We start from the raw sequence: 23,703 nt of genomic DNA on the forward strand, positions 1-23,703 counted from the left end.
GTTCAGCACCCCGCCACGGCTTGGTCCGGGCGCCGGGGCGATCGCCCCGGCGCCCGGCAGTCCCTCAGGCGAGAGGCGTGCCTCCGGTGACGCCGAGGATCTCCCCGGAGACGTACCGTGCATCGTTCGAGGCGAGGAAGACGTATGCACCGGCCAGTTCCGCCGGCTGCCCCATCCTGCCCAGCGGTGTACCCTCGCCGAAGGATTCCAGCTTCTCGCTGGTGGTCGTCGCGGGCTGCAGGGGCGTCCAGACAGGCCCGGGCGCGACGGCGTTGACGCGGATCCCGCGCTCCCCCAGCAGCTCGGCCAGGCTGAACGTCAGGTTGTTGAGCGCGGCCTTGGTCGCGGCGTAGTCCATGAGGTTGCGGGACGGGTGGTAGCCCTGCACGGACGTGGTGTTGATGATCGAGGCTCCGGCCGTCAGGTGGGGCAGGGCCGCCTGCGTGAGCCAGATCGTCCCGTACACGTTGGTCTCGAAGGTGCGCCGGAGCTGGTCGGCGTCGACGTCGGGCAGACCGTTCGGCTGCGCGATGTGGTAGCCCGCGTTGTTCACGAGGATGTCCAGGCCGCCGAGGCCGTCCACCACCTCAGACACGGCCGAGGCGGCATAGGCCTGGTCGCGGAGGTCGCCCGGCACGGCCAGGGCGGTCCGGCCCTCGGCGCGGATGAGTTCGAGGCAGCTGGCGCCGTCCTCCTCCTCCTCGGGGAGGTACCCGATGGCGACGTCGGCCCCCTCCCGTGCGAAGGCCAACGCCACGGCCCGGCCGATGCCGGAGTCGCCGCCGGTGATGAAGGCGCGTCGGCCGTTGAGGCGCCCGTGCCCGGTGTAGCTGTCCTCGCCGTGGTCGGGGCGGGGGTCCATGCGCTCGGTGAAGCCGGGGTACTGCTGCAGTTCGGTCGAGGGATCGACGGCGGGGCCGCGGGGGTCGTCCTGGTCGAGGGTGCCTGTCGGTTCGTTGGACATGATGCTCCTGGTGACGGTGGGAGGGTGGATACTAAGCCTACTGTCATTGTGTTTGGGGCGTCAGTCCTCTAGTAATGGACATATGACTGCGATCCTGAGGTCCCTCGAAACCGCCGTACCCGACACGATCATGGTGCAACCCCAGGTCCGCGATGTCTTTGCCGCGCAGCCGGGCCTCACGCGGCTCGGTCGGCGCCTGGTCGGGGCGGCCTTCGATTCCTCGGGCATCGCCACGCGCTACACCGCCGTCAGGGAGCTCACCCTCGACGCCGCGGCCGAGGATCCCGTGTTCTTCGACCAGAAGGAGCTGCGGATCCTGACGCCGAGCACCAAGACCCGCAACGAGGTCTACGCCGAGGAGGGGACGAAGCTCTTCATCGAGGCGGCCCGCAAGGCGCTGGACGCCGCGCAGGGCATCGGGGCGGCGGACGTCACGCATGTCGTCACGGTGTCCTGCACCGGCTTCTTCGCCCCGGGCCCCGACTACAAGGTGGTACGCGCGCTGGACCTCAGTCCCTCCGTGCAGCGCTACCACCTCGGTTTCATGGGCTGCTATGCGGCCTTCCCGGCGCTGCGCGCCGCCAAGGCCTTCTGCGACGCCGACCCCGACGCCGTCGTCCTCGTGATCGCCGCCGAGCTGTGCTCCCTCCACGTCCGGTCCTCCAACAACCCCGACACCATCGTCGGCTCGTCGCTGTTCGCGGACGGTGCCGCGGCGGCGATCGTCTCCGCCCGGGACCTCCCCCTCACCGGGCCGGCACTGACGCTCGACCACTTCGAGACCGTCCTGACCCCGGTGGGCGAGGAGTCCATGGCCTGGAACATCGGCGACGAGGGGTTCGAGATGGTCCTCGGCACGTACGTCCCCCACATCATCGACGAGCACATCATCGGGGCCCTCGAACCCCTGCTCGCCCGTGACGCGTCGCTGCAGGGCCTGGACTACTCGGAGATCGAGCACTGGGCCATCCACCCGGGGGGACGCAGCATCCTGGACAAGGTCGAGGCCAAGCTCGGCCTGACCAAGGACCAGCTCGTCCCCGCCCGCGAGACGCTGCGCGACTACGGCAACATGAGCAGCGCGACGGTGATGTTCGTCCTGAAGAACATCCTCGACCAGCCGGGCTCCGACGGGAACAACCGGATCTGCTCCATGGCCTTCGGTCCGGGACTCACGGTGGAGACGGCCCTGCTCACGAGGATCGGTGCCGGACCGGCTGCCGGGGCCGCGCCGGCGACGACGGCGGACGCCGCGCCCGCGGGCGGCCAGGACGACGTCGTGCCCGCCGATCTGGCGCCCATCCTCACCGACGCTGGCGCATGAGGCCTCGAGGGTTCCTCGCCGAACGCGATCCGGACGCCGTCGAGGAGATGGACCGGCCCGACTGCGACCCCGGCCGGCTCGACCGCACATACGCCCAGTTCGGACTGGTCAACGCCGTCGTCTCCGGATGGCGCAGGACGTACACCTCGCTGCTCCGCCCGGTGTTCTCCCGGGACCGCACCAATACGCTGCTGGACATCGGCGCCGGCGGCGGGGACGTCCCGCGCGCCCTCGCCCGCTGGGCCCGGCTCGACGGCTTCCCGCTCGAGGTGACGGCGATCGACCCCGACGAGCGGGCGTACGCCTTCGCCACCTCGCGGCCGCCCCTGGCCGGCCTGTCCTTCCGGCGGGCGCTGAGCTCCGAACTCGTGGCCGAGGGGGCGATGTTCGACGCCGTGGTCTCCAACCACGTGCTCCACCACCTCGACCGCCCCGCGTTCGACGGACTGCTCGACGACACCGAACGCCTGACGCGCACGGTCGCGGTGCACAGCGACATCGCACGGCACCCGCTCGGCTACGCACTGTTCTCGGCGGGCACCCTCCCGCTGCCCGGCTCCTTCATCCGGCAGGACGGCCTGACCTCCATCCGCCGCAGCTACACGCCGGGCGAGCTGCGCGCGGCGACCGGCGGACGCGGGCAGTGGACGGTCCGCACGGCCGTGCCGTTCATCAACCTCCTCGTCCTCGAGCGCGGCGTCCCGGCGGGAGACGACGATGCATGACGTGATCGTGGTCGGCGGCGGGCCCGTCGGCCTCTACACCGCCCTGCTGCTGCGCCAGGCCGGGCTCGACGCCGTCGTGCTCGAACGCCGCCCCGAGCGCAGCGGCCATTCGCGGGCCATCGGCATCCACCCGCCGGCACTGCGGGCCCTCGACACCGGAGGCATCGCCGACGACCTGCGCGCACGCGGGGTGCGGATCCGGGACGGCATCGCCAGGAGTGCGGGCCGGGACGTGGGCACCATCTCCTTCGCGGCACTCCCGGGCGAGGAGACGTACGTCCTCGCCGTGCCGCAGGCCGTCACCGAGGAGATCCTGGAACGCCACCTCGAGGACGGGTTTCCGGGCACGCTGCGCCGCGGCGTCGCCGTCGTCACCACGCACGACGCCGGGGACCACGTCCTGGCCGTGACCCGGGAGCAGGGCGAGGACGCCGTCCTCCAGGCGAGGCTGGTCGTCGCGGCGGACGGCGCACGGAGTTCCATCCGCGACGACGCCGGGATCCGCGCGCCCTCGCGTCGCTACCCGGACTGCTACGTCATGGGCGATTTCGACGACGCCACGGGCGACGGCGACGACGCCGTCCTGTATCTGGAGAGCGGAGGGATCGTCGAGTCCTTCCCCCTGCCCGGGGGCATCCGACGCTGGGTGGTGCGGGTCGGCTGCCCCGTGGACCGCCCGACGGCCGCGGGCCTCACCCGGCTCATCCGTGAGCGGACGGGGGTCGGCGTCGACCCGGTGACCACCTCGATGCTGAGCGCGTTCGAGGTGCGGTCACGGCTCGCCCGCCGTCTGGTCTCCGGGCGCACCGTACTCGTGGGGGACGCCGCCCACGAGGTGTCCCCCATCGGCGGGCAGGGCATGAACCTGGGCTGGCTCGACGCCGTCGATCTGGTGCCGATCATCGCGGCGTCACTGCGGGACGGACAGGACGTCGGCGTGCGGCTCGCGCGCTACGAGAGGGACCGTCGGGCGCAGGCGGCCCTGGCCCGCCGTAAGGCCGCCATCAACATGGCGCTGGGGCGCCCCCTGCCGGGTTCGATCCTGCGCCCGCGCAACGCGCTCCTCGGGGCGCTGATCAGGAACAGCACCGTCCACGCCGGAGTGGCCCGCGCGTTCACCATGCAGTAGCCCACCCGGGCCCGGACGACAGAACCCCGCAGGAACCGCCGCCGGGCGCCGGACGGCGTGGGGCGGGGTTGCTGCGGGGTTCTGTCGTGCCCTGCGGGACTACTTGCGGAGCAGGCCCTTCTTGACGTTCTCGGGACGCTGCATCTCGCCCTGCTTCGCACCCAGCACCACGACGATGGCGCTGACGACGGGCAGGAGCCATTGCGTGATCTTGAGCTGGGACTGTGCCTTGGCCAGTTCGTCGCTCGCTCCGGGGCGGGGCTCGGTGGCGCCCGCGCTGCCCTGGTCGGCGAGCTCGCCGACCTTCTTGCCGAGGATGCCCGAGTACAGCGAGAGGGCCATGCCGATCACGGTGACCACGGACTTCACGACGGTGTTGGACCCGACGGAGTCCTGGGCGGCGACGCGGCCCTTGTTGCCGAGGATCAGGCCGATGCCGCCGATGGCGTGCGCGGCGAAGGCCGCGGTCTGGACCGGGGCCCACTTCGCCCAGCCGAGCGAGGACAGGCGCGTGCGCTCCTTGGGGTCCTTCGCCTTGCCGGTGGCTCCATTGAGGCCGACGGCGCCCATCAGGGTTCCACCGAACCAGGCTGCCGCGCCGAGATCGTGGGCGGATCGTGCCAAAAGATTTCCTGCCATGATGTAAAGCTCCTTCGAGGTTGGTTCGACCTACCCCCAATAACTATCAGCCTGCTTAGGATTAAGCCATAGCACCCCGAAGAATCCGATCGGTGTGTGCATTTCCCCCGGAACTGCTACGAAGGGCGACCCATGACGGAGAACCAGCACGATCTCGACGAGATATGGACGCAGTGGAAGGACGCGGTGAACATGAGCCCGTCCCGGCTGGAGACCTGGCTCGACACCGAGGAGTCCCGGTCGGTGGGCCAGAAGGAGCCGGACGGCGGCGAATCCGTGGGCCACCGGTCCGGCAGGCACATCATCGGCATCCTGCGCACCCGGAAGGACGATCTCACGGGCGAGGACGTGGAGCACATGCGCAAGGTCGTGGGCTACGTCCACCGCCATCTGGCGCAGAAACCCTCGAAGGAGGACATCGAGACCTCGAAGTGGCGGTACTCCCTGATGAACTGGGGCCACGATCCGCTGACGTAGCGGGACACGACGAGGGGCGCCCGGTGCCGGGCGCCCCTCGTCGTGCCCACCGCTACTTCCTCGACGCTACTTCTTCGACAGCGCGCTTTCCTTGTGCGCGGCCTGCTTGCCCGACTTCGCGCTCTCCACGGTGTAGTAGGGCTCGTCCTTGGAGGCGTTGAACTTCTGGTCGTCGAAGCTGAATTCCTTCTCGTGCTTCTGGACGACCTTCCCCTCGGTCGTGCCCTGCGGAGTGTTCCAGGTGACCTCGTCGCCCTTGCTGAATGCCATGGCGTTCCTTCCTCGGTGTACATGGTCGAGCGGTTCCTCCGACACTCTCACCCCGTGGAGGAAAAAGGAAGCCTACTGATCAAGATGGGTTGGGGCGAACAGCCGCATGAGTGTCTCGACGACGACGACGTTGGGGCCCTCCCCTGCGAGGCTCTCCCGGAGCGCCTCGCCGATGTCCTCCGGCGCGACCCTGCGTGCCGGCACGCCGAACGATTCCGCGAGCGCCACGAAGTCCGGCCGGGCGAGCTCGGTCGCCGTGGCCTGACCGAAGGCGCCCTCCATGTACTCGCGGAGGATCCCGTAGCCGCCGTCGTCCACGATCAGCCAGGTGACGGGGGTGTCGTGCTGCCGCGCGGTGGCGAGCTCGGCGATGGAATACATCGCGGAGCCGTCCCCGGAGACGGCGAGGACCCGCGCGGGCAGGCCGTGGGACTCCAGCCCGACGGATCCGCCGATCGCGCCGGGGAAGCCGAAGCCGAGGCCGCCGGCCCCCTGGGCCGAATGGAACTGTCCCTCGCGGGCGTCCCAGCAGCTCCAGGCCCAGTACGCCGAGATGGTCATGTCCCAGAAGGTCTGCATGCCGGCCGGGACGGCGTCACGGATGTCCTGCATGAACGCGCGTTCCTTGCCGAGGTCCTGGGCGTCCAGCCGTGCGCGGACCCGCCCGAGGGTCCCGGCGACGAGCGCCGCGGCGTCGTACCCGGGCAGGCGGCGGCGGTCCAGCGGCTCGAGCGCCTCGTCGAGCGCGGCGAGTGCCTGTCCGGCGTCGGCGCGGATGCCGAGCGCCGGCCGGTTGGACTCGAGGACGCGGGGTTCTGCGTCGATCTGGATGATGCGCCCCCGCGGCTCCATGGTGAAGTAGTTGGACGTCACCTCGCCGAGGGACGAGCCGATCACCAGCAGCACGTCGGCGTCCTCCAGGACCTCCGTCACGTAGCGGTCCTCCACCCAGGACTGGAGGGAGAGCTCGTGGTCCCAGGGGAAGGCGCCGTTGCCGCCCGGCGAGCAGACCACCGGCGCACCGAGCTTCTCGGCGATCGAGAGCAGCCACTTCTCCGCCCTGCCACGCCGCGCGCCGCCACCGGCGACGATCGCGGGCCGCTTCGAGTCCTTCAGCCAGGCGACGGCCTCGCGCACCAGTTCGATCCTCGGCGGGTTGTCGAAGGGCTCCGCGAGCGCGTCCTCCACCTGCGGGACCATCACGGGGTCCAGCAGCACGTTCTGTGGCACCTCGACCCACACGGGTCCCTGCGGCGAGGACACGGCCTCGGTCCAGGCGTCCTGGATGGCGGAGGGGATGCCGGAGGCGTGCTGGATGAGCCGCTGGCTCTTCGTGACGTTCGCCGCCGAGGCCTTCTGGTCGTCCAGCTGGTGGAGCATGCCCTTGCGCCGCGCACCCAGGCCTTCGAGCGGGATCTGGCTCGCGACGACCACCATGGGCACGCCGGTGGCGTATGCCTCCTGCAGCCCGGCGAGGGACGTCAGTGCCCCGGGGCCGGTGGACAGGAACAGGACGCCGACGTCGCCGGTCGCCCGTGAGAAGCCGTCGGCCGCGAAGGCCGAGTTGTTCTCCACGCGGGAGGAGACGAAGCGGAGGTCGGAGCGGGACAGCGCGTCGAACAGGCCGAGCGCGTGCTGGCCGGGGATGCCGAACACCGTCGTCGCGCCCAGGGCGGAGAGCGTCTCGATCACGAGGTCGCCGCCGTTGCGCTGGCCGGTGACGGGTGCGGGGGGCGCGGACGCGGCGCCGGCGGTGATGTCCATCTACTGGTCCTCTGTCATCGGAGCTGCGGCGGGGGTGAGGGTGTCGGCCATGAGGGTCACGAGGTCGTAGGCGACGTGGGACGCCGCGACCCCCGTGATCTCGGCGTGGTCGTAGGCGGGCGCCACCTCGACCACGTCGGCGCCGACCAGGTTCAGGCCGCGCAGGCCGCGGAGGATCTCGAGGAGTTCGCGGCTCGTGATGCCGCCGGCCTCGGGGGTCCCGGTGCCGGGGGCGTGGGCCGGGTCGAGGACGTCGATGTCCACCGAGACGTAGAGCGGGCGGTTGCCGATGCGCTGCCGCAGCTTGTCCACCACCTCGTCCACGCCCTGCCGGTAGACGTCGGAGGAGGTGACGATGCCGAAGCCGAAGCGGCGGTCGTCCTCCAGGTCCCGGACGCCGTAGAGGGGACCGCGCGTCCCGACGTGGGAGATGGCCTCGGTGTCGAGGATGCCCTCCTCGACGGCGCGCCGGAACGGGGTGCCGTGCGTGTACTCGGCGCCGAAGTAGGTGTCCCACGTGTCGAGGTGGGCGTCGAAGTGCAGCATCGCCACGGGCGATCCCGCGCGCTCGGCCGCCGCCCGCAGGAGGGGAAGCGCGATCGTGTGGTCGCCGCCGAGCGTGACGAGGCGCGCGCCGTCACGGGTCAGGTCCAGCGCGTTCTGCTGCACCGTCTCGATGGCCTCGTTGATGTTGAACGGGTTGACGGCCATGTCCCCGGCGTCGGCCACCTGCACGCGCTCGAACGGCGAGACGTCGAGCGCGGGGTTGTAGGGCCGCAGCAGGCGCGAGGCCTCGCGGATGTGGTTGCCGCCGAACCGGGCGCCCGGGCGGTAGGACACGCCGGAGTCGAAGGGGACGCCGACGACGGCGATGTCCGCGCGGTCCACCTGGTCGAGGCGAGGCAGGCGCGCGAAGGTGGCCGCTCCTGCGTAGCGGGGGATGCGGGAGGAGTCGATGGGGCCGAGGTGGCCGCCTCCCGTGACGCGCAGTTCTTCCACAGCTTCCATCCGATCCGGGCCCCCGACAAGTTGCCCAATATGCATCAAAGGTTTTGTATCAGGCTATTGGGGTGGTGCACCGCGGTCAAGGATCGCAGGAGTAGCCCGGAAGGGGTGGGTCAGCCGTCGGCGCCGTTAAGGATGCATAAAGACCGGCTACCGGCCGGTAGCCGGGCCCTACGGTGATGAGGTGAGCTCTTCCGTACGCACCCCTCCGCAGCCCCGGGCCCAGGACCCGGCCCGGCAGCGCCTCGAGCGCTGGCTGCTCAACGAGTCCAGCCAGCCCGCCTCCCACCTGCCCGAGCAGGAGCGCGCCCAGTCGTGGTGGAAGGTGATGTGCCTGACCGGCGTCGACTACTTCTCCACCCTCGGCTACCAGCCCGCGATCGCCGCGGCCGCAGCCGGCGTCCTGTCCCCCCTGGCCACCCTCGTCCTGGTGGCCGTGACCCTCTTCGCCGCGTTGCCGGTGTACAAGCGGGTGGCGTCGGAGAGTCCGCGCGGCGAGGGATCCATCGCCATGCTCGAGAAGCTGCTGCCGAAGTGGCGGGGCAAGGTCTTCGTGCTGGTCCTGCTCGGTTTCGCCGCGACGAGCTTCCTCATCACCATGACCCTCTCGGCCGCCGACGCGAGCGCGCACCTCATCGAGAACCCGTTCGCGCCCGCATGGCTGCAGGGGCAGCAGATCCTCATCACGGTGCTGTTCCTGGGCGCGCTGTCCGGCGTCTTCCTGCGTGGATTCACCGAGGCCATCGGCATCGCCGTCGGCCTCGTGGCCGTCTTCCTCCTGCTCAACCTGTGCGTGATCGTCGTCGCCATGGTCCAGATCGTGGCGCAGGGCGGGCTCGTGGACTCCTGGTGGTCGGCGCTGACCACCCAGCACGGCAACCCCCTCATGATGCTCGGGCTGGCCGTGCTGATCTTCCCCCGCCTGGCGCTGGGACTGTCGGGCTTCGAGACCGGCGTGGTCGTGATGCCGCAGATCCAGGGCGGGCCCCATGACACCGAGCAGGATCCGGTGGGCCGGATCGCCGGTGCGCACCGGCTCCTCACCTCGGCAGCGCTCATCATGAGCGTCTTCCTGATCACCTCGAGCTTCGTGACCACCCTGCTCATCCCGCCCGCCGCCTTCGAGGAGGGCGGCCCGGCCAACGGACGCGCGCTCGCCTACCTCGCCCACGAGTACCTCGGCGACGGCTTCGGCACGGCGTACGACATCTCGACCATCGGCATCCTCTGGTTCGCCGGGGCGTCCGCCATGACCGGACTGCTCAACCTCGTGCCGCGCTACCTGCCGCGCTACGGGATGGCCCCGGAGTGGGCGAAGGCCGTGCGTCCGCTCGTCCTCGTCATCACCGTCATCGCCATCCTGGTCACCTTCTTCTTCAAGGCCGACGTCGAGGCACAGGGCGGCGCCTACGCCACCGGCGTCCTCGCCCTCATCACGTCCGCGTCCGTGGCCGTGATGCTGTCGGCGCGGCGGAAGCAGCAGCGCGGCAGGACCATCGGGTTCGGCATCGCCGCCGTGGTCTTCGTGCTGACCACGGCGGTCAACATCGTCGAGCGCCCCGAGGGGCTGAAGATCGCCGCCTGCTTCATCCTCGGCATCATCGTGATCTCCTTCGTCTCCCGCTCACGGCGGGCGTTCGAGCTGCGGGCCACGAGCATCCGGATGGACGAGGCCGCGCTCTCCTTCGTCAGCGGGCAGGACGACGGCGACATCCTGCTGATCGCCCACGAACCGAAGCGGCTCAGCAGCGCCGCCTACCGCCACAAGCTCCAGCACGCGTGCAGGGTCTCGCACGTCCCCACCACCTCGCGGCCCCTGTTCATCGAGGTGACCGTGGACGATTCGTCCGACTTCGAGACGGAGCTGCGCGTGCGCGGCGTGGTGCGGCACGGGTACCGCGTCCTCGAGGTCCACAGCTCCAACGTCCCGAACACCATCGCGGCCGTGATGCTGCACATCCGGGACGTCACCGGGCTCATGCCGCACGTCTACTTCCGGTGGACGGAGGGGGACCCCGTCGCCAACCTCTTCAAGTTCCTGTTCACCGGTGAGGGGGAGATCGCCCCGGTCACGCGTGAGGTGCTGCGCGCCGCGGAGCCGGACGTGACGAAGCGCCCCTGGGTGCACGTGGGCTGAGGCACTGTTTCCCGGCTGCACTGTTTCCCGGAGGCGTCACTTCCCGGAGGCCGCCGGGACGAGCGTCCACAGCACCACGGCCTCCCGGCCGTCCGGATTGAGCCACGTGTGGGGCTCCCTGCCCGGGAAGGTGAGGGTGTCTCCGGCGCCGAGGTCGTAGCGGTCGTTCGGGAAGATCAGCACGAAGCGACCCTCGACCACGTGCAGGGTCTCCACCTCGCAGTCCACCGCGTAGAGCTCGTCCTCCCCCCGACCATGGGGTTCGACGACGGCGCGGATCACCTGGAGCCGGCGCTCCGAGCGCGCCGTCAGGAGCCGTTCGTTGATGCCCTGCCCGCCCAGGCTGATCCGGGGGGCGTCCGCGAGTCGCGTCAGGTGGGTCTCCGGCACCAGGAACAGGTCCCCCACGGAGATCGACAAGACCTGGCACAGCGTCACGAGCGAGGCGACGGACGGCGACGTCAGGTCCCGCTCCACCCTGCTCAGGAACCCCTTCGTCAGGCCCGTGGAGTCGGCGACCTGCTCGATGGTCATGCGCTGGGACTGCCGTGCGGCACGGATCCGGGATCCGATCGCCACCGGAGCGTTGGTGGGTTCGACGGGCAGGGCCTTCATGCGTGTCCTCTCCTACGGCGGCAGCCCTCACGCCGCGGGGGCGGACGGCCTGCGCACGTGCCACGATTGGCGCGTGAGCCGCGTCACGAGTAGCTTACAGGGCAACAATAGTTGCCCCCCGGGCACCCGATCGGTCCAGCCCACCAAAGGACTCACCCATGCAAGCACTCAACATCGCCATCGTAGTGGCCTATCTCGTGGCCATGCTCGGTTTCGGGTGGTGGGGCAAGTCCCGCACCCGCAACGCCAGCGACTACCTCGTGGCCGGGCGGCGCCTCGGACCGTTCCTCTACACCGGCACGATGGCCGCCGTCGTCCTGGGCGGCGCCTCCACCGTGGGCGGGGTGGGGCTCGGCTACCAGTACGGCATCTCCGGCATGTGGCTCGTCGTGGCCATCGGCACCGGCGTCCTGCTGCTCAGCCTCCTCTTCGCGCCCACCATCCAGAAGCTGAAGATCTACACCGTCTCGCAGATGCTCACCCTGCGGTACGGCCACCGTGCCACGCGGGTGTCCGGGATCGTCATGCTCGCCTACACCCTCATGCTCTGCGCCACGTCGACGGGCGCCTACGCCACGATCTTCGTGGTGCTCTTCGGCTGGGACCGCGCGGTGTCCATCGCCGTCGGCGGAACGATCGTCCTCGTCTACTCCACGATCGGCGGCATGTGGTCCATCACGCTCGCCGACATGGCCCAGTTCGTGATCAAGACCATCGGCGTCTTCGCCCTCATGCTGCCCTTCTCACTCGCTGCCGCCGGCGGCTTCGACGGCATCGCCGACCGCGCCGGCGACGAGTTCTTCAGCATCACCGGCATCGGCGCACAGAGCATCATCACCTACTTCGTGGTCTACACGCTGGGCCTGCTGATCGGGCAGGACATCTGGCAGCGCGTCTTCACCTCCCGGACGTCGGAGATCGCCCGCTGGGGCGGCTCCGCCGCCGGCGTCTACTGCATCCTCTACGGCGTCGCCGGCGCCGTGATCGGCATGAGCGCCAGCGTCGTCCTGCCCGCGATCGAGTCGAAGGACGACGTCTACGCGGACATCGCCCTGAACGTCCTGCCGATCGGCATCGGCGGGCTCGTCCTCGCCGCCGCGGTCGCCGCGATGATGTCGACGGCGTCCGGCGCGCTGATCGCCGCCGCCACCGTGGCACGGACCGACGTGGTGCCGTTCGTGGCCGGCTGGTTCGGGAAGGGCGGCGGCGAGCGCCCGACGTCCGAGCACGACGTCGCATCGAGCCGCTGGTGGGTCCTCGGTCTCGGTGTCGTCGCGATCATGCTCGCGGTGGTCGTCCAGGACGTCGTGGCCGCCCTGACCATCGCCTACGACATCCTCGTGGGAGGGCTCCTCGTCGCGATCCTCGGCGGCCTGCTGTGGCGCCGCGGCAACGGGATCGGCGCCGGCGCGTCCATGGCGGCGGGCACGCTCGTCACCCTCGGCGTCATGGCCTACCTCGAGTTCACCGCGGAGAACCAGTACGACGGCGTCTATGCGAACGAGCCGATCTACTGGGGTCTCGGGGTGTCCGCGGTCGTGTACGTGGCGGTCTCGCTGGGCACCCGGGCCACGGATCCGGTCGTCATGGACGCCTGGGACCGCCGGGTCGCCGGCGACGTCCCGGAGGATGTGCCGGTGGCCGCGGCACGTTGACGGTCGGACGCGAGAAGGGCTCCCGGCCGCAGCCGGGAGCCCTTCTCGCGTCGACGGGGAGAGCCTGAGGCCTCAGTGTCCGACGGAGGACGATCCCCGGTGGCGGCCGGCGGTGCCGGCGTCATCGGCGCTGCCGGCCGGGCCGGTCGGCACGTCGTCTCCGTCGTGGTCGTCGTCGTCGAGCCCTTCGGTCCTGCGCCCCTGCGCGGTGGGGCGCTCGTCGGCGTCGTCGATGGCCGCCAGGGCGGCCGCCTTCTTGGCCTCCTGCTCCTCCTTGGGGGTCGAACTCAGGCCATGGCCCGTCTCGTCGAGGGCCGTCTGCACCTCGGCGTCCTCGACCTCCTCCCGCGTGATCTCCTCATCCCTCTCCCCGTTCCAGGCCTTGATGGCCGCCCAGATGACCGCGGCGACCGGGACGGAGAGGATGGCACCGATGATGCCCGCCAGGATGGTACCGGCGGTCAGGGCGAACAGGATGACGAGGGCGTGCACCTGCAGCGTGCGGCCCATGACCACGGGCTGCAGGAAGTTGCCCTCGAGCTGGTTGACCACGATGACCACGATGATGACGATGAGCGCGACGAATGGCCCGTTGGCCACGAGCGCGATCAGGGCCGCCAGGACACCGGCGAGCGTGGCCCCGACGAGGGGGATGAAGGCGCCGACGAAGACGATCGCGGCCAGCGGGAGGGCGAGCGGGACCCCGAGAACCAGCAGCGCACCGCCGATGAACACGGAATCGACGAGGGCCACGATCGCCGTGCCACGCACGTAGCCGCCCAGGACGGCCATGCTGCTGTAGCCGACCCGACGGGCCTTGACGAGGCGCTTGCCCTTGAAGGCGCGCAGCATGAACGCCCAGATCTTCTCGCCGTCCTTGAGGAAGAAGAACAGGATGACCACCATGAGCAGACCGCCCGCGAAGAAGTTCCCTGCCGCGCTGAGGCCCGAGATGGCACCTGCACCCACGGTACTGCTCGTGGCGAAGTCGACCGCCGCGTCCCGCGCCTGCTGGATCTGCGCGTCGTCGATCGGGATGGGACCGTTCTGCGCGAAGGCGTAGAGCTCGTCGAAGCCCTCCGTCGCGGAGGACACGAGCTCACCGGCCTGCCCGACGACGGCGAACACGATGCCGGTGATGAGCCCACCGAAGACGAGCAGGAGCAGGAGGAAGGCGGCGGTGGTGGCCATGGACGGGCCCCAGCCCTTCCGTCGGAGCCAGTTCACGAAAGGACCGATCGCGGCCGCGAGGATGATCGCGAGCAGCATCGGGATCACCACGAGCTGCACCTGGATCAGTGCGTACACGGCCACCACGCCCAGGATCAGCAGCAGGAGCACCTGCGCCGCCCGGATACTGGCGTTCCCGAGGCTGTCACGCCAGGGGCCCTTCGCGGGGGGCGTTGCCGCCCGCACGTCGGTTGACTCGGTCATCGACCGTCACCTTTTCCTTCGGCCCGATGGCCATCGTTGATCAGTTGGGAGCGCACCTCGCGGCGGAGGACCTTGCCGATCAGCGATCGGGGCAGGTCCTCCATCTGCACGATGATGCGGGGGACCTTGTAGGCGGCGAGCGCGTCGCGGCATGACGCCTGCAGCGCCTCGACGTCGAGGGTGGCGCCCGGCGCGAGGACGACGGCGGCGGCCACGTCCTCGCCTCCGCCGGCGCGCGGGAGTCCCACCACGGCGGTATCGGTGACACCGGGGTGTGTCCGCAGGATGCCCTCCACCTCACTCGGCGAGACGTTGAAGCCGCCCGTGATGATGAGTTCCTTGATGCGGTCCACGATGGTCAGGAAGCCGTCGTCGTCCATCCGGACGATGTCCCCTGTCCGGAACCAGCCGCCGTCGAGCAGGGTGTCCTCGGTCTCCTCGGGACGCCGCCAGTAGCCCTGGAACACCTGGGGGCCCTTCAGGAGCAGCTCCCCCGCCTCGCCCGGGGCTCGGTCCGTGCGAGGGTCCTCCGGATCGACGATGCGGACGTCGGTCCCGGGGAACGGGACCCCGATCGTGCCGGGCCTCCGCGTGGGGCCGATCGGATTGCCGGCCGAGATGGGGGACGTCTCCGTGAGCCCGTACCCCTCGATGAGGTAGCCGCCCGTGGCCGCCTCCCAGGTCTCCACCGTGGCCTGCGGCAGGTTCATGGCCCCGGAGATCGCGAACCGGATACTGCGGAGGTCCACCCCGCGCTCGGCCGCGCCGGCCGCGAGCCGGTCGTAGATGGGGGGCACTGCCGGCAGGAACGTGGGCGGGCTCTTCCGGACGGCGTCGAGCACCAGCGGCACATCGAAGCGCGGGAACAGGACGAGCTTCGCGCCGATGCTCACGGCGAAGGTCACGCACAGCGTCAGCCCGTAGGCATGGAACATGGGCAGGACGGCGTAGACGGTCTCGCGGCCCTCGTCGAGGCCCGGCACCCAGGCCCGCCCCTGGGCCGCGTTCGCCAGCAGGTTCCGGTGCGTGAGGATGGCACCCTTGGGCACACCCGTGGTGCCGCTCGTGTACTGCAGGACCGCCGTGTCCTCCGCCGAGGGCCGGGGGTGCCGGTCCGGCAGCGGCCGGTGGTGGAGCAGCTCCCGCCAGGCGATGACCTTCCGGGGGCCGGTCAGCTTCTCCTCGGTGGTGAGCGCGGCCTTCGCCTCCCGCGCGCGGCGTACGGGCAGCTTCAGCGCGAGACGGCGCGAGAGGGGCATGGCCCCGATGAGGTCCACCGACACCACGGAGGTCACGGGGATGTCGGCCGGCAGCCGCTGCACGCGCGGCACCACCCTGTCCCACACGACCGCCACCGTGGCGCCGTGGTCCTCGAACTGGTGCCGCAGCTCGCGGTCCGTGTAGAGCGGGTTGTGCTCGACGACGATCGCGCCGAGGCGGAGGACCGCGTAGAACGCGACGATGTGCTGGGGGCAGTTCGGCAGCACGAGCGCCACGCGGTCCCCCGCCGAGACGCCGAGGGACCGCAGGCCCGCCGCCGCGCGGGCCACCGCGGCACCCAGCTCCTCGTAGGTGGTCGTGGCGCCGAAGAACTCGAGGGCCGCGCGGGGGCCGTGGGCCGCCACCGACGCGTCGAGGAGGTCGGACAGCGTGCCCTCGGGCACGCTGAAGGACCGGGGCACACCCGGTGCATAGCTTTCGACCCAGGGGCGGGCTGCCAGATCCATAAGCCTGCTTTCTGTTATCCGTCCGACTGTATCGCGCGGCCGGTGCGTTCCTGTACTCGAACATACCGCCGGTGCCCGAGAGCCGGCGACGACGGACACCGCTCCATCCGGTAGCATTGACGGTCGAAGGGGAGTAGCTCCGCACCCATGGGGTGCGCGGCCTGTCGACATACTGGCGCCATCGGCGCCCGGCAGTCCACCGGTGGAACCGGCGAGCGAGACCTTCGGCCGATATGACGCATCTGTGGTCCCGGCCGAAGTCTTCCGCTTCGGACCGGGGTGCGCACATGCCCCGAGCAACCGGAGCATCCCCGTGAACACCCCCCAGAACGACCCCGAGAACACGCCCGGACGTCCACCGTCCCGGGACGACGTGAAGCGTTGGCGCCAGTACCTCGCGGACGAACGCGCCGAGGCCGCCACCTACCGCGATCTCGCCCGGCGCAGGACCGGCGAGGAACGCGAGATCCTGCTCGGCCTCGCGGAGGCCGAGGGCCGCCACGAGGCGCACTGGCTCGAGCTCCTCGGCGACGACGCCGGACGGCCCCTGCGGCCCTCCGTCCGCAACAGGCTCCTGGGCGTGCTCGCACGGCGCTTCGGCTCCGTCTTCGTCCTCGCCCTCGCCCAGCGGGCCGAGGGCCGCTCCCCCTACGCGTCGGAGCCGTCGGCCACGAGCGCGATGGTCGCCGACGAACAGATCCACGAGGAGGTGGTGCGCGGGCTCGCGACCCGCGGCCGCAACCGGCTCTCGGGCAACTTCCGTGCCGCCGTGTTCGGCGCGAACGACGGCCTCGTCAGCAACCTCGCCCTGGTCATGGGCATCGGCGCGACCGGCGTCTCGACGTCGTTCATCCTGTTCAGCGGGCTGGCTGGCCTGCTGGCGGGAGCGCTCTCGATGGGTGCCGGCGAGTACGTGTCCGTGCGGTCCCAGCGCGAGCTCCTGTCCGCGACGCGCCCCACGCAGATCACGCTGACGGCGGCCAAGGAACTCGACATCGCCGCGAACGAGCTCGTGCTGGTGTACCGGGCGAGGGGCATGACGCCCGCGGCCGCGGAGCACCGCGCGTCGGAACGCCTCGGCCTGCTCGGCTGCGACTGCGACCCGAGCTTCTCGCTCCAGCCCGAGGAGGACGACGCCGTCGACGAGCACGAGACCGTCGGTACCGGCCTCGGGGCCGCCGCCTCGAGCTTCTGCTTCTTCGCCTCCGGGGCGATCATCCCGGTCCTGCCGTACCTGCTGGGCCTGAGCGGCATGCTCGCCGTCGTCGTCGCCTGCATCCTCGTGGGACTGGCGCTGATGGCGACCGGCGCCGTCGTCGCCCTCCTGTCCGGTGCCTCGCCGCTGCGGCTGGCGCTGCGGCAGCTGGGCATCGGGCTCGGCGCCGCCGCCGTGACCTACGGACTCGGCCTGCTGTTCGGCACCTCGGTCGCCTGACCCCGCGCAGCGGCCGGACCGGAAGGCACCGGGGAACGGCGTGCGCCCTGCGCGAACGCCGTTCCCCGGTGATCGCGGCGGTGCTGCAATGGTCCGTATGGACGAGCAGGACGCTCTCGACGCGTACTCGGCGGCGGTCGTGCGGATCGCCGAGTCGACACTGCCATCGGTGGCGGCGGTCTCGGTGCGTACCGCCCGCGGCGCGGGGGCAGGCAGCGCGTCCGTCATCTCCACGGAAGGCCACCTGCTGACGAGCGCGCATGTGGTCGCCGGCGCGCAGCGGACCGAGGTGGCGTTCGGCGACGGATCCGTCCTCCCCGCACGCGTCGTCGGCAGGGATCCCCTGTCGGACCTCGCCGTCCTCGCCGCGGAGGGCGGCACTCCCCCGCCGGTGCCGTGGGGGGATGCGACCAGGCTCCGCGTGGGGCAGCTCGTGGTCGCCCTCGGCAACCCGCTCGGGCTGGCCGGCAGCGTGACCGCAGGGATCGTGTCCGCGCTCGGCAGGTCGCTGCCCACGCTGTCCGGGCGCGTGGTGGACGAGGTCATCCAGACCGACGCGATCCTGAATCCTGGCAACAGCGGAGGCGTGCTCGCCGACAGCGCGGGCCGCATGGTCGGCGTCAACACCGCCGTCGCCGGTATAGGGCTCGGCCTGGCCGTGCCGATCAACCCGACCACCCGTGAGATCATCGACGCGCTCATCACCCGGGGCCGGGTGCGGCGTGCATGGCTGGGGGTGGTCGGAGCCCAGATCACCCTCTCCCCCGAGCTCGCGGCCCGGGTGGGATCGCGCACCGGGATGCAGGTGGCATCCGTCGTCGCGGGGAGTCCTGCCGCGGGCGCCGGGGCACGGGCCGGTGACGTGGTCGTCTCACTCGACCACGCCGCGGTCCGCAGCGCGACGGGCATCCAGCGGCTGATGGTGGAGACCGCGATCGGCCGCCGCATGGAGATGACGGTGTGGCGCAACGGCGCCCTCGTGGACATCGTCGTGCACCCGGAGGAACTGCGCACACCGTGACGGGACGGGACGTCCGCCCGGGACGCGCCTACGCGGGGTCGTGCTGCTGCAGGACATAGTCCTCGAGCTTGCCGAGTGTCGCCTCGATGCTCGCGGGGTGCCGCCGCGTGAAGCCGGTGAGCCTGAACACGAACCGCCACCGCACGGCGCGTCCGTCCCACTCCTCGCGCACGAGCGTCCCGCCGTCCCGGGGCTCGAGCGTGTACCGCCAGACATGGGCGGAGAAGTGCCGCCAGGCGATCCGACGACCCTCCTCGAACTCGACCACGCGGTTCAGGATCTTGTAGGAGGCGCCCATCGTCATGTCCATCCCGAACTTCGCGCCCAGCGACAGGCGCGCCGGTCCGTTCGGCTGCTCGCCGCGGACCGTCCCGGACCCGTCGATGACGCTGTGCAGCGCCGGTGTCGCGAGGACCTCGAAGATGCGGTCGGCGGGCGCCGCGATGAGGCGTTCCCTGGAGATGAGGTAGGCGGAATCCGTGCCGGGCGTCGTCGTCATGCCCTCATTCTGCCCGCTCCCGGGCTCCGACGCCGAAGGGCCCCCGCGAGGAGGGCCCTTCGGCGTCGGAGCGTGCTGCGGTCAGGGCTTCAGGAGCACCTTGATGGCGCGACGCTCGTCCATGGCCTTGTACGCCTCCGCGGCGTCCTCGAGGGGCATCTCGACGTCGAAGACGCGGCCCGGGTTGATCGTCCCGTCGAGGACGTCCTTGAGCAGTTCCGGGATGTAGGTGTGCGCCGGCGCCATCCCGCCGCCCACGGTGATGTTCTTCGCGAAGAGCACGCCGATGGGCAGTTCCGGTCCGCCGGCGGGGACGCCGACGAAGCCGAGGTGTCCGCCGGGGCGCGTGCTGCGCAGCGCCTGGTCCATCGACTCCTTCGTGCCCACGCATTCGAGGACGGAGTCGGCGAGGACTCCCCCGAGCAGCTCGCGCACCTTCTCCACGCCCTCGTCGCCGCGTTCGGCGACGATGTCCGTGGCGCCGAACTCGCGGGCGAGCTCCTGCCGGTCGGCGTGGCGTGACATGGCGATGATGCGCCCGGCCCCCAGGCGCTTCGCGGCGAGGACCCCGCACAGGCCCACGGCGCCGTCGCCCACGACGACGACGGTGCTGCCCGGGCCCACGTTCGCGGACACCGCGGCGTGGTGGCCGGTGGACATCACGTCGGAGAGGGTCAGCAGGCTCGCGGTCAGGGCGGCGTCGGGCGCGGTCACGCCGTCCACCTTCCGCAGGGTGCCGTCGGCCTGCGGGACACGCACGGCTTCGCCCTGGGCGCCCTGCACGAAGTCGCCGTGCTCGTCGGTGCTGCCCCAGCCCACCAGGTGGTCGCATGCCACGGTCACGCCGTTGAGGCACTGCGGGCACGTGCCGCAGCTGTCCACGAACGGCGCGATCACGAAGTCGCCCACCGCGACGTCGCGGACGTCGTCGCCCACCGACTCCACGACGCCGACGAACTCGTGGCCGATGGCCTTGGGTTCCTTCGTGGGCCGGACCCCGCGGTACGGCCAGAGGTCGGAGCCGCAGACGCAGGATGCCGTGACCTTCACGACGGCGTCCGTGGGACGGATGATGCTCGGGTAGTCCCGGTCCTCGACCCGGATGTCGCCGGGCCCGTGGATGATGGTGGCGCGCATGGTGATCTCCTAGAAGCTTGCTTGACGCAATCGATTGTCCCCTCTGGTCACCCTACAAGCCGCGCACGGGGAGGCTCTACCGCCGTCGCCCGTCCACCGCCTCCTTGAACTGGTGCTCCAGTTCCTCCAGGCTCTTCCCGCGGGTCTCGGGGATGTGGCGGCGGGCGAAGACGATCGCGGCGCCACCGAGGACCACGAACACGAAGAAGGTGTACGAGATGCCGATGGCATCCATGAGGATCGGGAAGCTGAGGCTGACGGCGAAGTTGACCATCCACAGGACGAAGACCGCCGCGCCCATGCCGAGGCCCCGCAGCCGCATGGGGAAGATCTCGGACAGCATGAGCCAGGTCACCGGGGAGATCGCGCCCTGCTGGAAGGCCAGGAAGGTGACCGTGAGGGCCAGGACCAGGAAGCCCCGGGCCGTGCCCTCGGGCACCAGGAGGGAGACGAGGCCGATGGCGAGCAGGGCCGACGTCGTCCCGATCTGCCCGACGAGGAGCATGGGGCGGCGCCCCACCCGGCCGAGCAGCCAGATGCCGACGAAGGTCGCCGCGACGGAGATGATCCCGTTGGCGATGTTCGCGGTGAGCGCCGCCTGCGTCCCGAACCCTGCGACCTCGAGGATCCGCGTCCCGTAGTACATGATCGAGTTCACGCCGGTGATCTGCTGGATGACGGCGAGACCGAGGCCGACGACGACGATGCGGCGGAGCCAGGGCTCGCGCAGGTCGCGGATGCTCGCCCGGTCCTGCCCGCGGTCCTCGACGGCCAGCGCCTTGAGCGCGGCGAACTCGCCCTGCGCGGCGGCCGGCGGGCGGAGGGTCTCCAGGACTCGCAGGGCGGACCCGAACGCGCCCCGCGCCGCGAGCCAGCGGGGGCTCTCCGGCACGAAGTACATGCCGATCCAGAGGCCGACGGCCGGCAGCGTGGCCAGGACGAGCATCCATCGCCAGATGCCGTGGCTGTCGCCGAAGAAGCCGCCGAGGAAGGCGCTGCTGCTGAACGCCAGGAGCTGGCCCGTCACGATCATGAGTTCGTTGCGGGTCACCACCTGCCCGCGGCGGGCGGCCGGGGAGAGTTCGGCGAGGAAGATCGGGACGAGCACCGAGGCCCCGCCGACCGCCAGCCCGAGGACGAGCCGCGAGGCGACCATGACCGTGACATCGGGGGCGAGGGCGGAGCCGAGCGTTCCCCCGAGGAAGACGGCAGCGAGCACCATGAGCATCCGGCGCCGGCCGTAGGCGTCGGCGAGCCGGCCCCCGGCGAGGGCGCCGAACGCGGCCCCGAAGACCAGCGAGCTCGCGACGAGGCCTTCCGTGAACGCCGTGAGGCGGAGATCGTCCACCATGAACGGCAGCGCGCCGTTGATGACGCCGGTGTCGAACCCGAACAGCAGGCCGCCGAGGGTCGCCACCCAGGTGGCGCGTCGGAGGCGTCGGCGCTGCCGGTGCCCGTCGTCGACCGCCGTGACGGCCGTGCCGTTCCTGGTCAGGCTGCTCATGCCCTCAACTCCTGCTGGTGATCGTCCCCTGGCTCCGGTGATGGGGCCACCGGTCCCTCCCACGCGAAAGCCTCCCCCGCATGCATGCGGAGGAGGCCTGTCGGATCACGGTGATCAGAGTGTCGCGTAGACCTCGCGGAGGAGCTTGGCGGTCTCGGACGGCGTCTTGCCGACCTTGACGCCGGCGGCCTCGAGGGCTTCCTTCTTGGCCTGCGCGGTCCCGGCCGAACCGGAGACGATCGCGCCGGCGTGGCCCATGGTCTTGCCCTCGGGAGCCGTGAAGCCCGCGACGTAGCCGACCACGGGCTTGGTGACGTTCGCCTTGATGAACTCGGCGGCACGCTCTTCGGCGTCCCCGCCGATCTCACCGATCATGACGATGGCCTTGGTCTCGGGGTCCGCTTCGAACGCCGCGAGGGCGTCGATGTGCGTGGTCCCGATGACGGGATCGCCGCCGATGCCGATGGCCGTCGAGAAGCCGAGGTCGCGCAGCTCGAACATCATCTGGTAGGTCAGCGTGCCGGACTTCGAGACGAGGCCCACGCCGCCCTTGCCCGTGATGTTCGCCGGGGTGATGCCCACGAGGGACTCGCCGGGCGTGATGATGCCCGGGCAGTTGGGCCCGATGATGCGGGTGATCTGCCGGCCGTCGGCGTCGACCTTCGACTGGGCGAGGGCCCAGAACTCGGCCGAGTCCTGCACGGGGACACCCTCGGTGATGACCACGACGAGCCCGATGCCGGCCTCGATGGCCTCGACGACGGCGTCCTTCGTGAAGGCCGGCGGGACGAAGACGATCGACACGTCGGCGCCGGTCTCCTTCTTCGCTTCCTCGACCGTGCCGTACACGGGGAGGGTGACGTCGCCGTGGGTCACGGTGGTGCCGGCCTTGCGGGCGTTGACGCCGCCGACCACCTGGGTCCCGGCCTTCAGCATGAGGGCGGTGTGCTTGGTGCCCTCGCCGCCGGTGATGCCCTGGACGATGACCCTGGAGTCCTTGTTGAGGTAGATAGACATGTGGGGAACCCTTTACTTTCCGTTGGCCAGCGCGGCGGCCTTGTCGGCGCCTTCGTCCATGGTGTCGGCGAGCGTGACCAGCGGGTGGTTGGCGTCGGCGAGGATGCGACGGCCCTCCTCGACGTTGTTGCCGTCGAGGCGCACCACGAGGGGCTTGTTGGCCTCGTCGCCGAGCATCTCGAGGGCCTTGACGATGCCGTTGGCGACGGCGTCGCACGCGGTGATGCCGCCGAAGACGTTCACGAAGACGCTCTTGACCTGCGCATCGTTGAGGATGACGTCGAGGCCGGCGGCCATGACCTCGGCCGAGGCTCCGCCGCCGATGTCGAGGAAGTTGGCGGGCAGCACGCCGCCGTGGGCCTCGCCGGCGTAGGCGACGACGTCGAGCGTGGACATGACGAGCCCGGCACCGTTACCGATGATGCCGACCTCGCCGTCGAGCTTGACGTAGTTGAGGTCGTGCTCCTTGGCCTTGGCCTCGAGCGGATCGGTGGAGTCCGTGTCCTCGAGTGCGGCGTGGTCCGCGTGGCGGAACCCGGCGTTCTCGTCGATCGTGACCTTGCCGTCGAGCGCGAGGATGTCGCCGTTGCCGGTCTTCACGAGCGGGTTGACCTCCACCAGCGTGGCGTCCTCCTTCACGAAGACGTCCCACAGCTTGAGGATGGCGTGGACGACGCCCTCGCGGAGTTCGGGGGCGAAGCCGGCGGCGTCGACGATCTCCTCGGCCTTGGCCTGGTCGATGCCCGTGCCGGCGTCGACGGCGATGCGCGCGAGCGCATCGGGGCGTTCAACGGCGAGCTGCTCGATCTCCATGCCGCCCTCCACCGAGCACATGGCCAGGTAGTTGCGGTTGGAGCGGTCGAGCAGCACCGAGAAGTAGTACTCCTCGGCGATGTCGGCGCCCTGGGCGATCATCACCCTGTGGACCGTGTGCCCCTTGATGTCCATCCCGAGGATGTCCGACGCGTAGGTGAAGGCCTCATCGGGGGTCTTGGCGACCTTGACGCCGCCGGCTTTGCCGCGACCGCCCACCTTGACCTGGGCCTTGACGACCACGACACCGCCGATCTTCTCGGCTGCTGCTTTGGCTTCTTCTGGGGTCTGCGCCACGATGCCGGCCAGCACGGGAACCCCGTGTGCCTCGAAAAGATCGCGCGCCTGATATTCAAACAGGTCCACTTAGCTAGTGTCCTTCTACGTCGAAGTAGGTTTACAAGAGGGAACT

At 70.6% G+C, this 23,703-nt stretch carries 21 protein-coding genes; 8 read left to right on the top strand and 13 right to left on the bottom strand.

Features of this window, described 5'->3' with window-relative positions:
- Positions 1–64: 64 nt before the first annotated feature.
- A complete protein-coding gene (locus tag RY94_RS09820; protein WP_043444466.1) occupies positions 65–964 on the bottom strand; it encodes an SDR family oxidoreductase in 900 nt (299 codons plus the stop codon).
- A gap of 82 nt (positions 965–1,046) precedes the next feature.
- Between RY94_RS09820 and RY94_RS09825 the strand changes: the two genes are divergently transcribed.
- From RY94_RS09825 to RY94_RS09835, 3 genes are read left to right on the top strand one after another with little or no spacing between them, the layout of a single operon-like run.
- Positions 1,047–2,288 (top strand): type III polyketide synthase, encoded by a 1,242-nt coding sequence (locus RY94_RS09825; protein ID WP_052274212.1) that lies wholly within the window; start codon positions 1,047–1,049, stop codon positions 2,286–2,288.
- Positions 2,285–3,013 (top strand): class I SAM-dependent methyltransferase, encoded by a 729-nt coding sequence (locus tag RY94_RS09830; protein WP_043444467.1) that lies wholly within the window; start codon positions 2,285–2,287, stop codon positions 3,011–3,013. The genes RY94_RS09825 and RY94_RS09830 overlap by 4 nt, the downstream gene beginning before the upstream one ends.
- Complete coding sequence (locus tag RY94_RS09835; protein WP_043444469.1) at positions 3,006–4,142, top strand: FAD-dependent oxidoreductase; 1,137 nt, start codon at positions 3,006–3,008, stop codon at positions 4,140–4,142. Before RY94_RS09830 ends, RY94_RS09835 begins: the two co-directional genes overlap by 8 nt.
- A 99-nt stretch (positions 4,143–4,241) precedes the next feature.
- Here the strand turns inward: RY94_RS09835 and RY94_RS09840 are convergent, their stop codons facing one another.
- Positions 4,242–4,781 (bottom strand): hypothetical protein, encoded by a 540-nt coding sequence (locus RY94_RS09840; RefSeq protein WP_043444473.1) that lies wholly within the window; start codon positions 4,779–4,781, stop codon positions 4,242–4,244.
- Between the two features lie 132 nt (positions 4,782–4,913).
- Here RY94_RS09840 and RY94_RS09845 point away from each other — a divergent pair, with 132 nt between their 5' ends.
- Positions 4,914–5,258: a DUF3140 domain-containing protein gene (locus RY94_RS09845; protein WP_043444475.1), complete on the top strand. Its 345-nt coding sequence runs from the start codon at positions 4,914–4,916 to the stop codon at positions 5,256–5,258.
- A gap of 66 nt (positions 5,259–5,324) precedes the next feature.
- Here RY94_RS09845 and RY94_RS09850 read toward each other — a convergent pair whose 3' ends face one another.
- From RY94_RS09850 to speB, 3 genes are all read right to left on the bottom strand, one after another.
- Complete coding sequence (locus RY94_RS09850; protein WP_043444477.1) at positions 5,325–5,528, bottom strand: DUF2945 domain-containing protein; 204 nt, start codon at positions 5,526–5,528, stop codon at positions 5,325–5,327.
- Between the two features lie 72 nt (positions 5,529–5,600).
- Complete coding sequence (locus RY94_RS09855; RefSeq protein ID WP_043444479.1) at positions 5,601–7,292, bottom strand: thiamine pyrophosphate-binding protein; 1,692 nt, start codon at positions 7,290–7,292, stop codon at positions 5,601–5,603.
- The gene (gene speB, locus RY94_RS09860; RefSeq protein WP_052274213.1) at positions 7,293–8,291 is read right to left on the bottom strand and encodes an agmatinase; all 999 of its coding nucleotides are present in this window, start codon (positions 8,289–8,291) and stop codon (positions 7,293–7,295) included.
- 190 nt (positions 8,292–8,481) lie between these two features.
- On the opposite strand from speB, the gene RY94_RS09865 reads away from it, so the two are divergent.
- Positions 8,482–10,434 (top strand): amino acid permease, encoded by a 1,953-nt coding sequence (locus RY94_RS09865; protein ID WP_043444480.1) that lies wholly within the window; start codon positions 8,482–8,484, stop codon positions 10,432–10,434.
- 36 nt (positions 10,435–10,470) lie between these two features.
- Here RY94_RS09865 and RY94_RS09870 read toward each other — a convergent pair whose 3' ends face one another.
- Positions 10,471–11,049, bottom strand: a complete 579-nt coding sequence (locus RY94_RS09870) for a helix-turn-helix domain-containing protein (RefSeq protein ID WP_043444482.1) — start codon at positions 11,047–11,049, stop codon at positions 10,471–10,473.
- A gap of 158 nt (positions 11,050–11,207) precedes the next feature.
- Here RY94_RS09870 and RY94_RS09875 point away from each other — a divergent pair, with 158 nt between their 5' ends.
- Positions 11,208–12,704 carry a sodium:solute symporter gene (locus RY94_RS09875; RefSeq protein WP_043444485.1) on the top strand — a complete coding sequence of 499 codons (1,497 nt, stop codon included), beginning with the start codon at positions 11,208–11,210 and terminating at the stop codon, positions 12,702–12,704.
- 72 nt (positions 12,705–12,776) lie between these two features.
- Here RY94_RS09875 and RY94_RS09880 read toward each other — a convergent pair whose 3' ends face one another.
- Positions 12,777–14,138, bottom strand: a complete 1,362-nt coding sequence (locus RY94_RS09880; protein ID WP_082046233.1) for an AI-2E family transporter — start codon at positions 14,136–14,138, stop codon at positions 12,777–12,779.
- Positions 14,135–15,865, bottom strand: a complete 1,731-nt coding sequence (locus tag RY94_RS09885; RefSeq protein ID WP_043444487.1) for a long-chain-fatty-acid--CoA ligase — start codon at positions 15,863–15,865, stop codon at positions 14,135–14,137. The genes RY94_RS09880 and RY94_RS09885 overlap by 4 nt, the downstream gene beginning before the upstream one ends.
- Positions 15,866–16,178: 313 nt before the next feature.
- On the opposite strand from RY94_RS09885, the gene RY94_RS09890 reads away from it, so the two are divergent.
- Together RY94_RS09890 and RY94_RS09895 are read left to right on the top strand one after the other, a co-directional pair.
- Entirely contained in the window at positions 16,179–17,300 is a 1,122-nt protein-coding gene (locus tag RY94_RS09890; RefSeq protein WP_231554487.1) for a VIT1/CCC1 transporter family protein, read from the top strand.
- A 97-nt stretch (positions 17,301–17,397) separates the two neighbouring features.
- Positions 17,398–18,321, top strand: a complete 924-nt coding sequence (locus RY94_RS09895; RefSeq protein WP_442853446.1) for a S1C family serine protease — start codon at positions 17,398–17,400, stop codon at positions 18,319–18,321.
- Positions 18,322–18,349: 28 nt separating this feature from the next.
- Here the strand turns inward: RY94_RS09895 and RY94_RS09900 are convergent, their stop codons facing one another.
- The 5 genes from RY94_RS09900 to sucC all read right to left on the bottom strand — a co-directional run bounded on the left by RY94_RS09900 (position 18,350) and on the right by sucC (position 23,657).
- Positions 18,350–18,820, bottom strand: coding sequence for an SRPBCC family protein (locus RY94_RS09900; RefSeq protein ID WP_052274214.1), 471 nt, complete (start codon positions 18,818–18,820; stop codon positions 18,350–18,352).
- Between the two features lie 81 nt (positions 18,821–18,901).
- Positions 18,902–19,957, bottom strand: a complete 1,056-nt coding sequence (locus RY94_RS09905) for a zinc-dependent alcohol dehydrogenase family protein (RefSeq protein ID WP_043444489.1) — start codon at positions 19,955–19,957, stop codon at positions 18,902–18,904.
- A 76-nt stretch (positions 19,958–20,033) separates the two neighbouring features.
- A complete protein-coding gene (locus tag RY94_RS09910; protein ID WP_043444491.1) occupies positions 20,034–21,461 on the bottom strand; it encodes a sugar porter family MFS transporter in 1,428 nt (475 codons plus the stop codon).
- A 114-nt stretch (positions 21,462–21,575) separates the two neighbouring features.
- Complete coding sequence (gene sucD, locus RY94_RS09915; protein ID WP_043444492.1) at positions 21,576–22,478, bottom strand: succinate--CoA ligase subunit alpha; 903 nt, start codon at positions 22,476–22,478, stop codon at positions 21,576–21,578.
- Positions 22,479–22,490: 12 nt separating this feature from the next.
- Positions 22,491–23,657, bottom strand: coding sequence for an ADP-forming succinate--CoA ligase subunit beta (gene sucC, locus RY94_RS09920; protein WP_043444494.1), 1,167 nt, complete (start codon positions 23,655–23,657; stop codon positions 22,491–22,493).
- Positions 23,658–23,703: the final 46 nt, after the last annotated feature.

Origin of the sequence: Arthrobacter sp. L77, from assembly GCF_000816565.1 — a bacterium.
Taxonomy (GTDB): Bacteria; Actinomycetota; Actinomycetes; order Actinomycetales; family Micrococcaceae; genus Arthrobacter_D; species Arthrobacter_D antioxidans.

Coding starts and splice junctions, on each gene's coding strand:
- RY94_RS09820 (WP_043444466.1), bottom strand. CDS start 964: ATGTCCAACGAACCGACAGGCACCCTCGACCAGGACGACCCCCGCGGC.
- RY94_RS09825 (WP_052274212.1), top strand. CDS start 1,047: ATGACTGCGATCCTGAGGTCCCTCGAAACCGCCGTACCCGACACGATC.
- RY94_RS09830 (WP_043444467.1), top strand. CDS start 2,285: ATGAGGCCTCGAGGGTTCCTCGCCGAACGCGATCCGGACGCCGTCGAG.
- RY94_RS09835 (WP_043444469.1), top strand. CDS start 3,006: ATGCATGACGTGATCGTGGTCGGCGGCGGGCCCGTCGGCCTCTACACC.
- RY94_RS09840 (WP_043444473.1), bottom strand. CDS start 4,781: ATGGCAGGAAATCTTTTGGCACGATCCGCCCACGATCTCGGCGCGGCA.
- RY94_RS09845 (WP_043444475.1), top strand. CDS start 4,914: ATGACGGAGAACCAGCACGATCTCGACGAGATATGGACGCAGTGGAAG.
- RY94_RS09850 (WP_043444477.1), bottom strand. CDS start 5,528: ATGGCATTCAGCAAGGGCGACGAGGTCACCTGGAACACTCCGCAGGGC.
- RY94_RS09855 (WP_043444479.1), bottom strand. CDS start 7,292: ATGGACATCACCGCCGGCGCCGCGTCCGCGCCCCCCGCACCCGTCACC.
- RY94_RS09870 (WP_043444482.1), bottom strand. CDS start 11,049: ATGAAGGCCCTGCCCGTCGAACCCACCAACGCTCCGGTGGCGATCGGA.
- RY94_RS09875 (WP_043444485.1), top strand. CDS start 11,208: ATGCAAGCACTCAACATCGCCATCGTAGTGGCCTATCTCGTGGCCATG.
- RY94_RS09880 (WP_082046233.1), bottom strand. CDS start 14,138: ATGACCGAGTCAACCGACGTGCGGGCGGCAACGCCCCCCGCGAAGGGC.
- RY94_RS09885 (WP_043444487.1), bottom strand. CDS start 15,865: ATGGATCTGGCAGCCCGCCCCTGGGTCGAAAGCTATGCACCGGGTGTG.
- RY94_RS09895 (WP_442853446.1), top strand. CDS start 17,398: ATGGACGAGCAGGACGCTCTCGACGCGTACTCGGCGGCGGTCGTGCGG.
- RY94_RS09900 (WP_052274214.1), bottom strand. CDS start 18,820: ATGACGACGACGCCCGGCACGGATTCCGCCTACCTCATCTCCAGGGAA.
- RY94_RS09905 (WP_043444489.1), bottom strand. CDS start 19,957: ATGCGCGCCACCATCATCCACGGGCCCGGCGACATCCGGGTCGAGGAC.
- RY94_RS09910 (WP_043444491.1), bottom strand. CDS start 21,461: ATGAGCAGCCTGACCAGGAACGGCACGGCCGTCACGGCGGTCGACGAC.
- sucD (WP_043444492.1), bottom strand. CDS start 22,478: ATGTCTATCTACCTCAACAAGGACTCCAGGGTCATCGTCCAGGGCATC.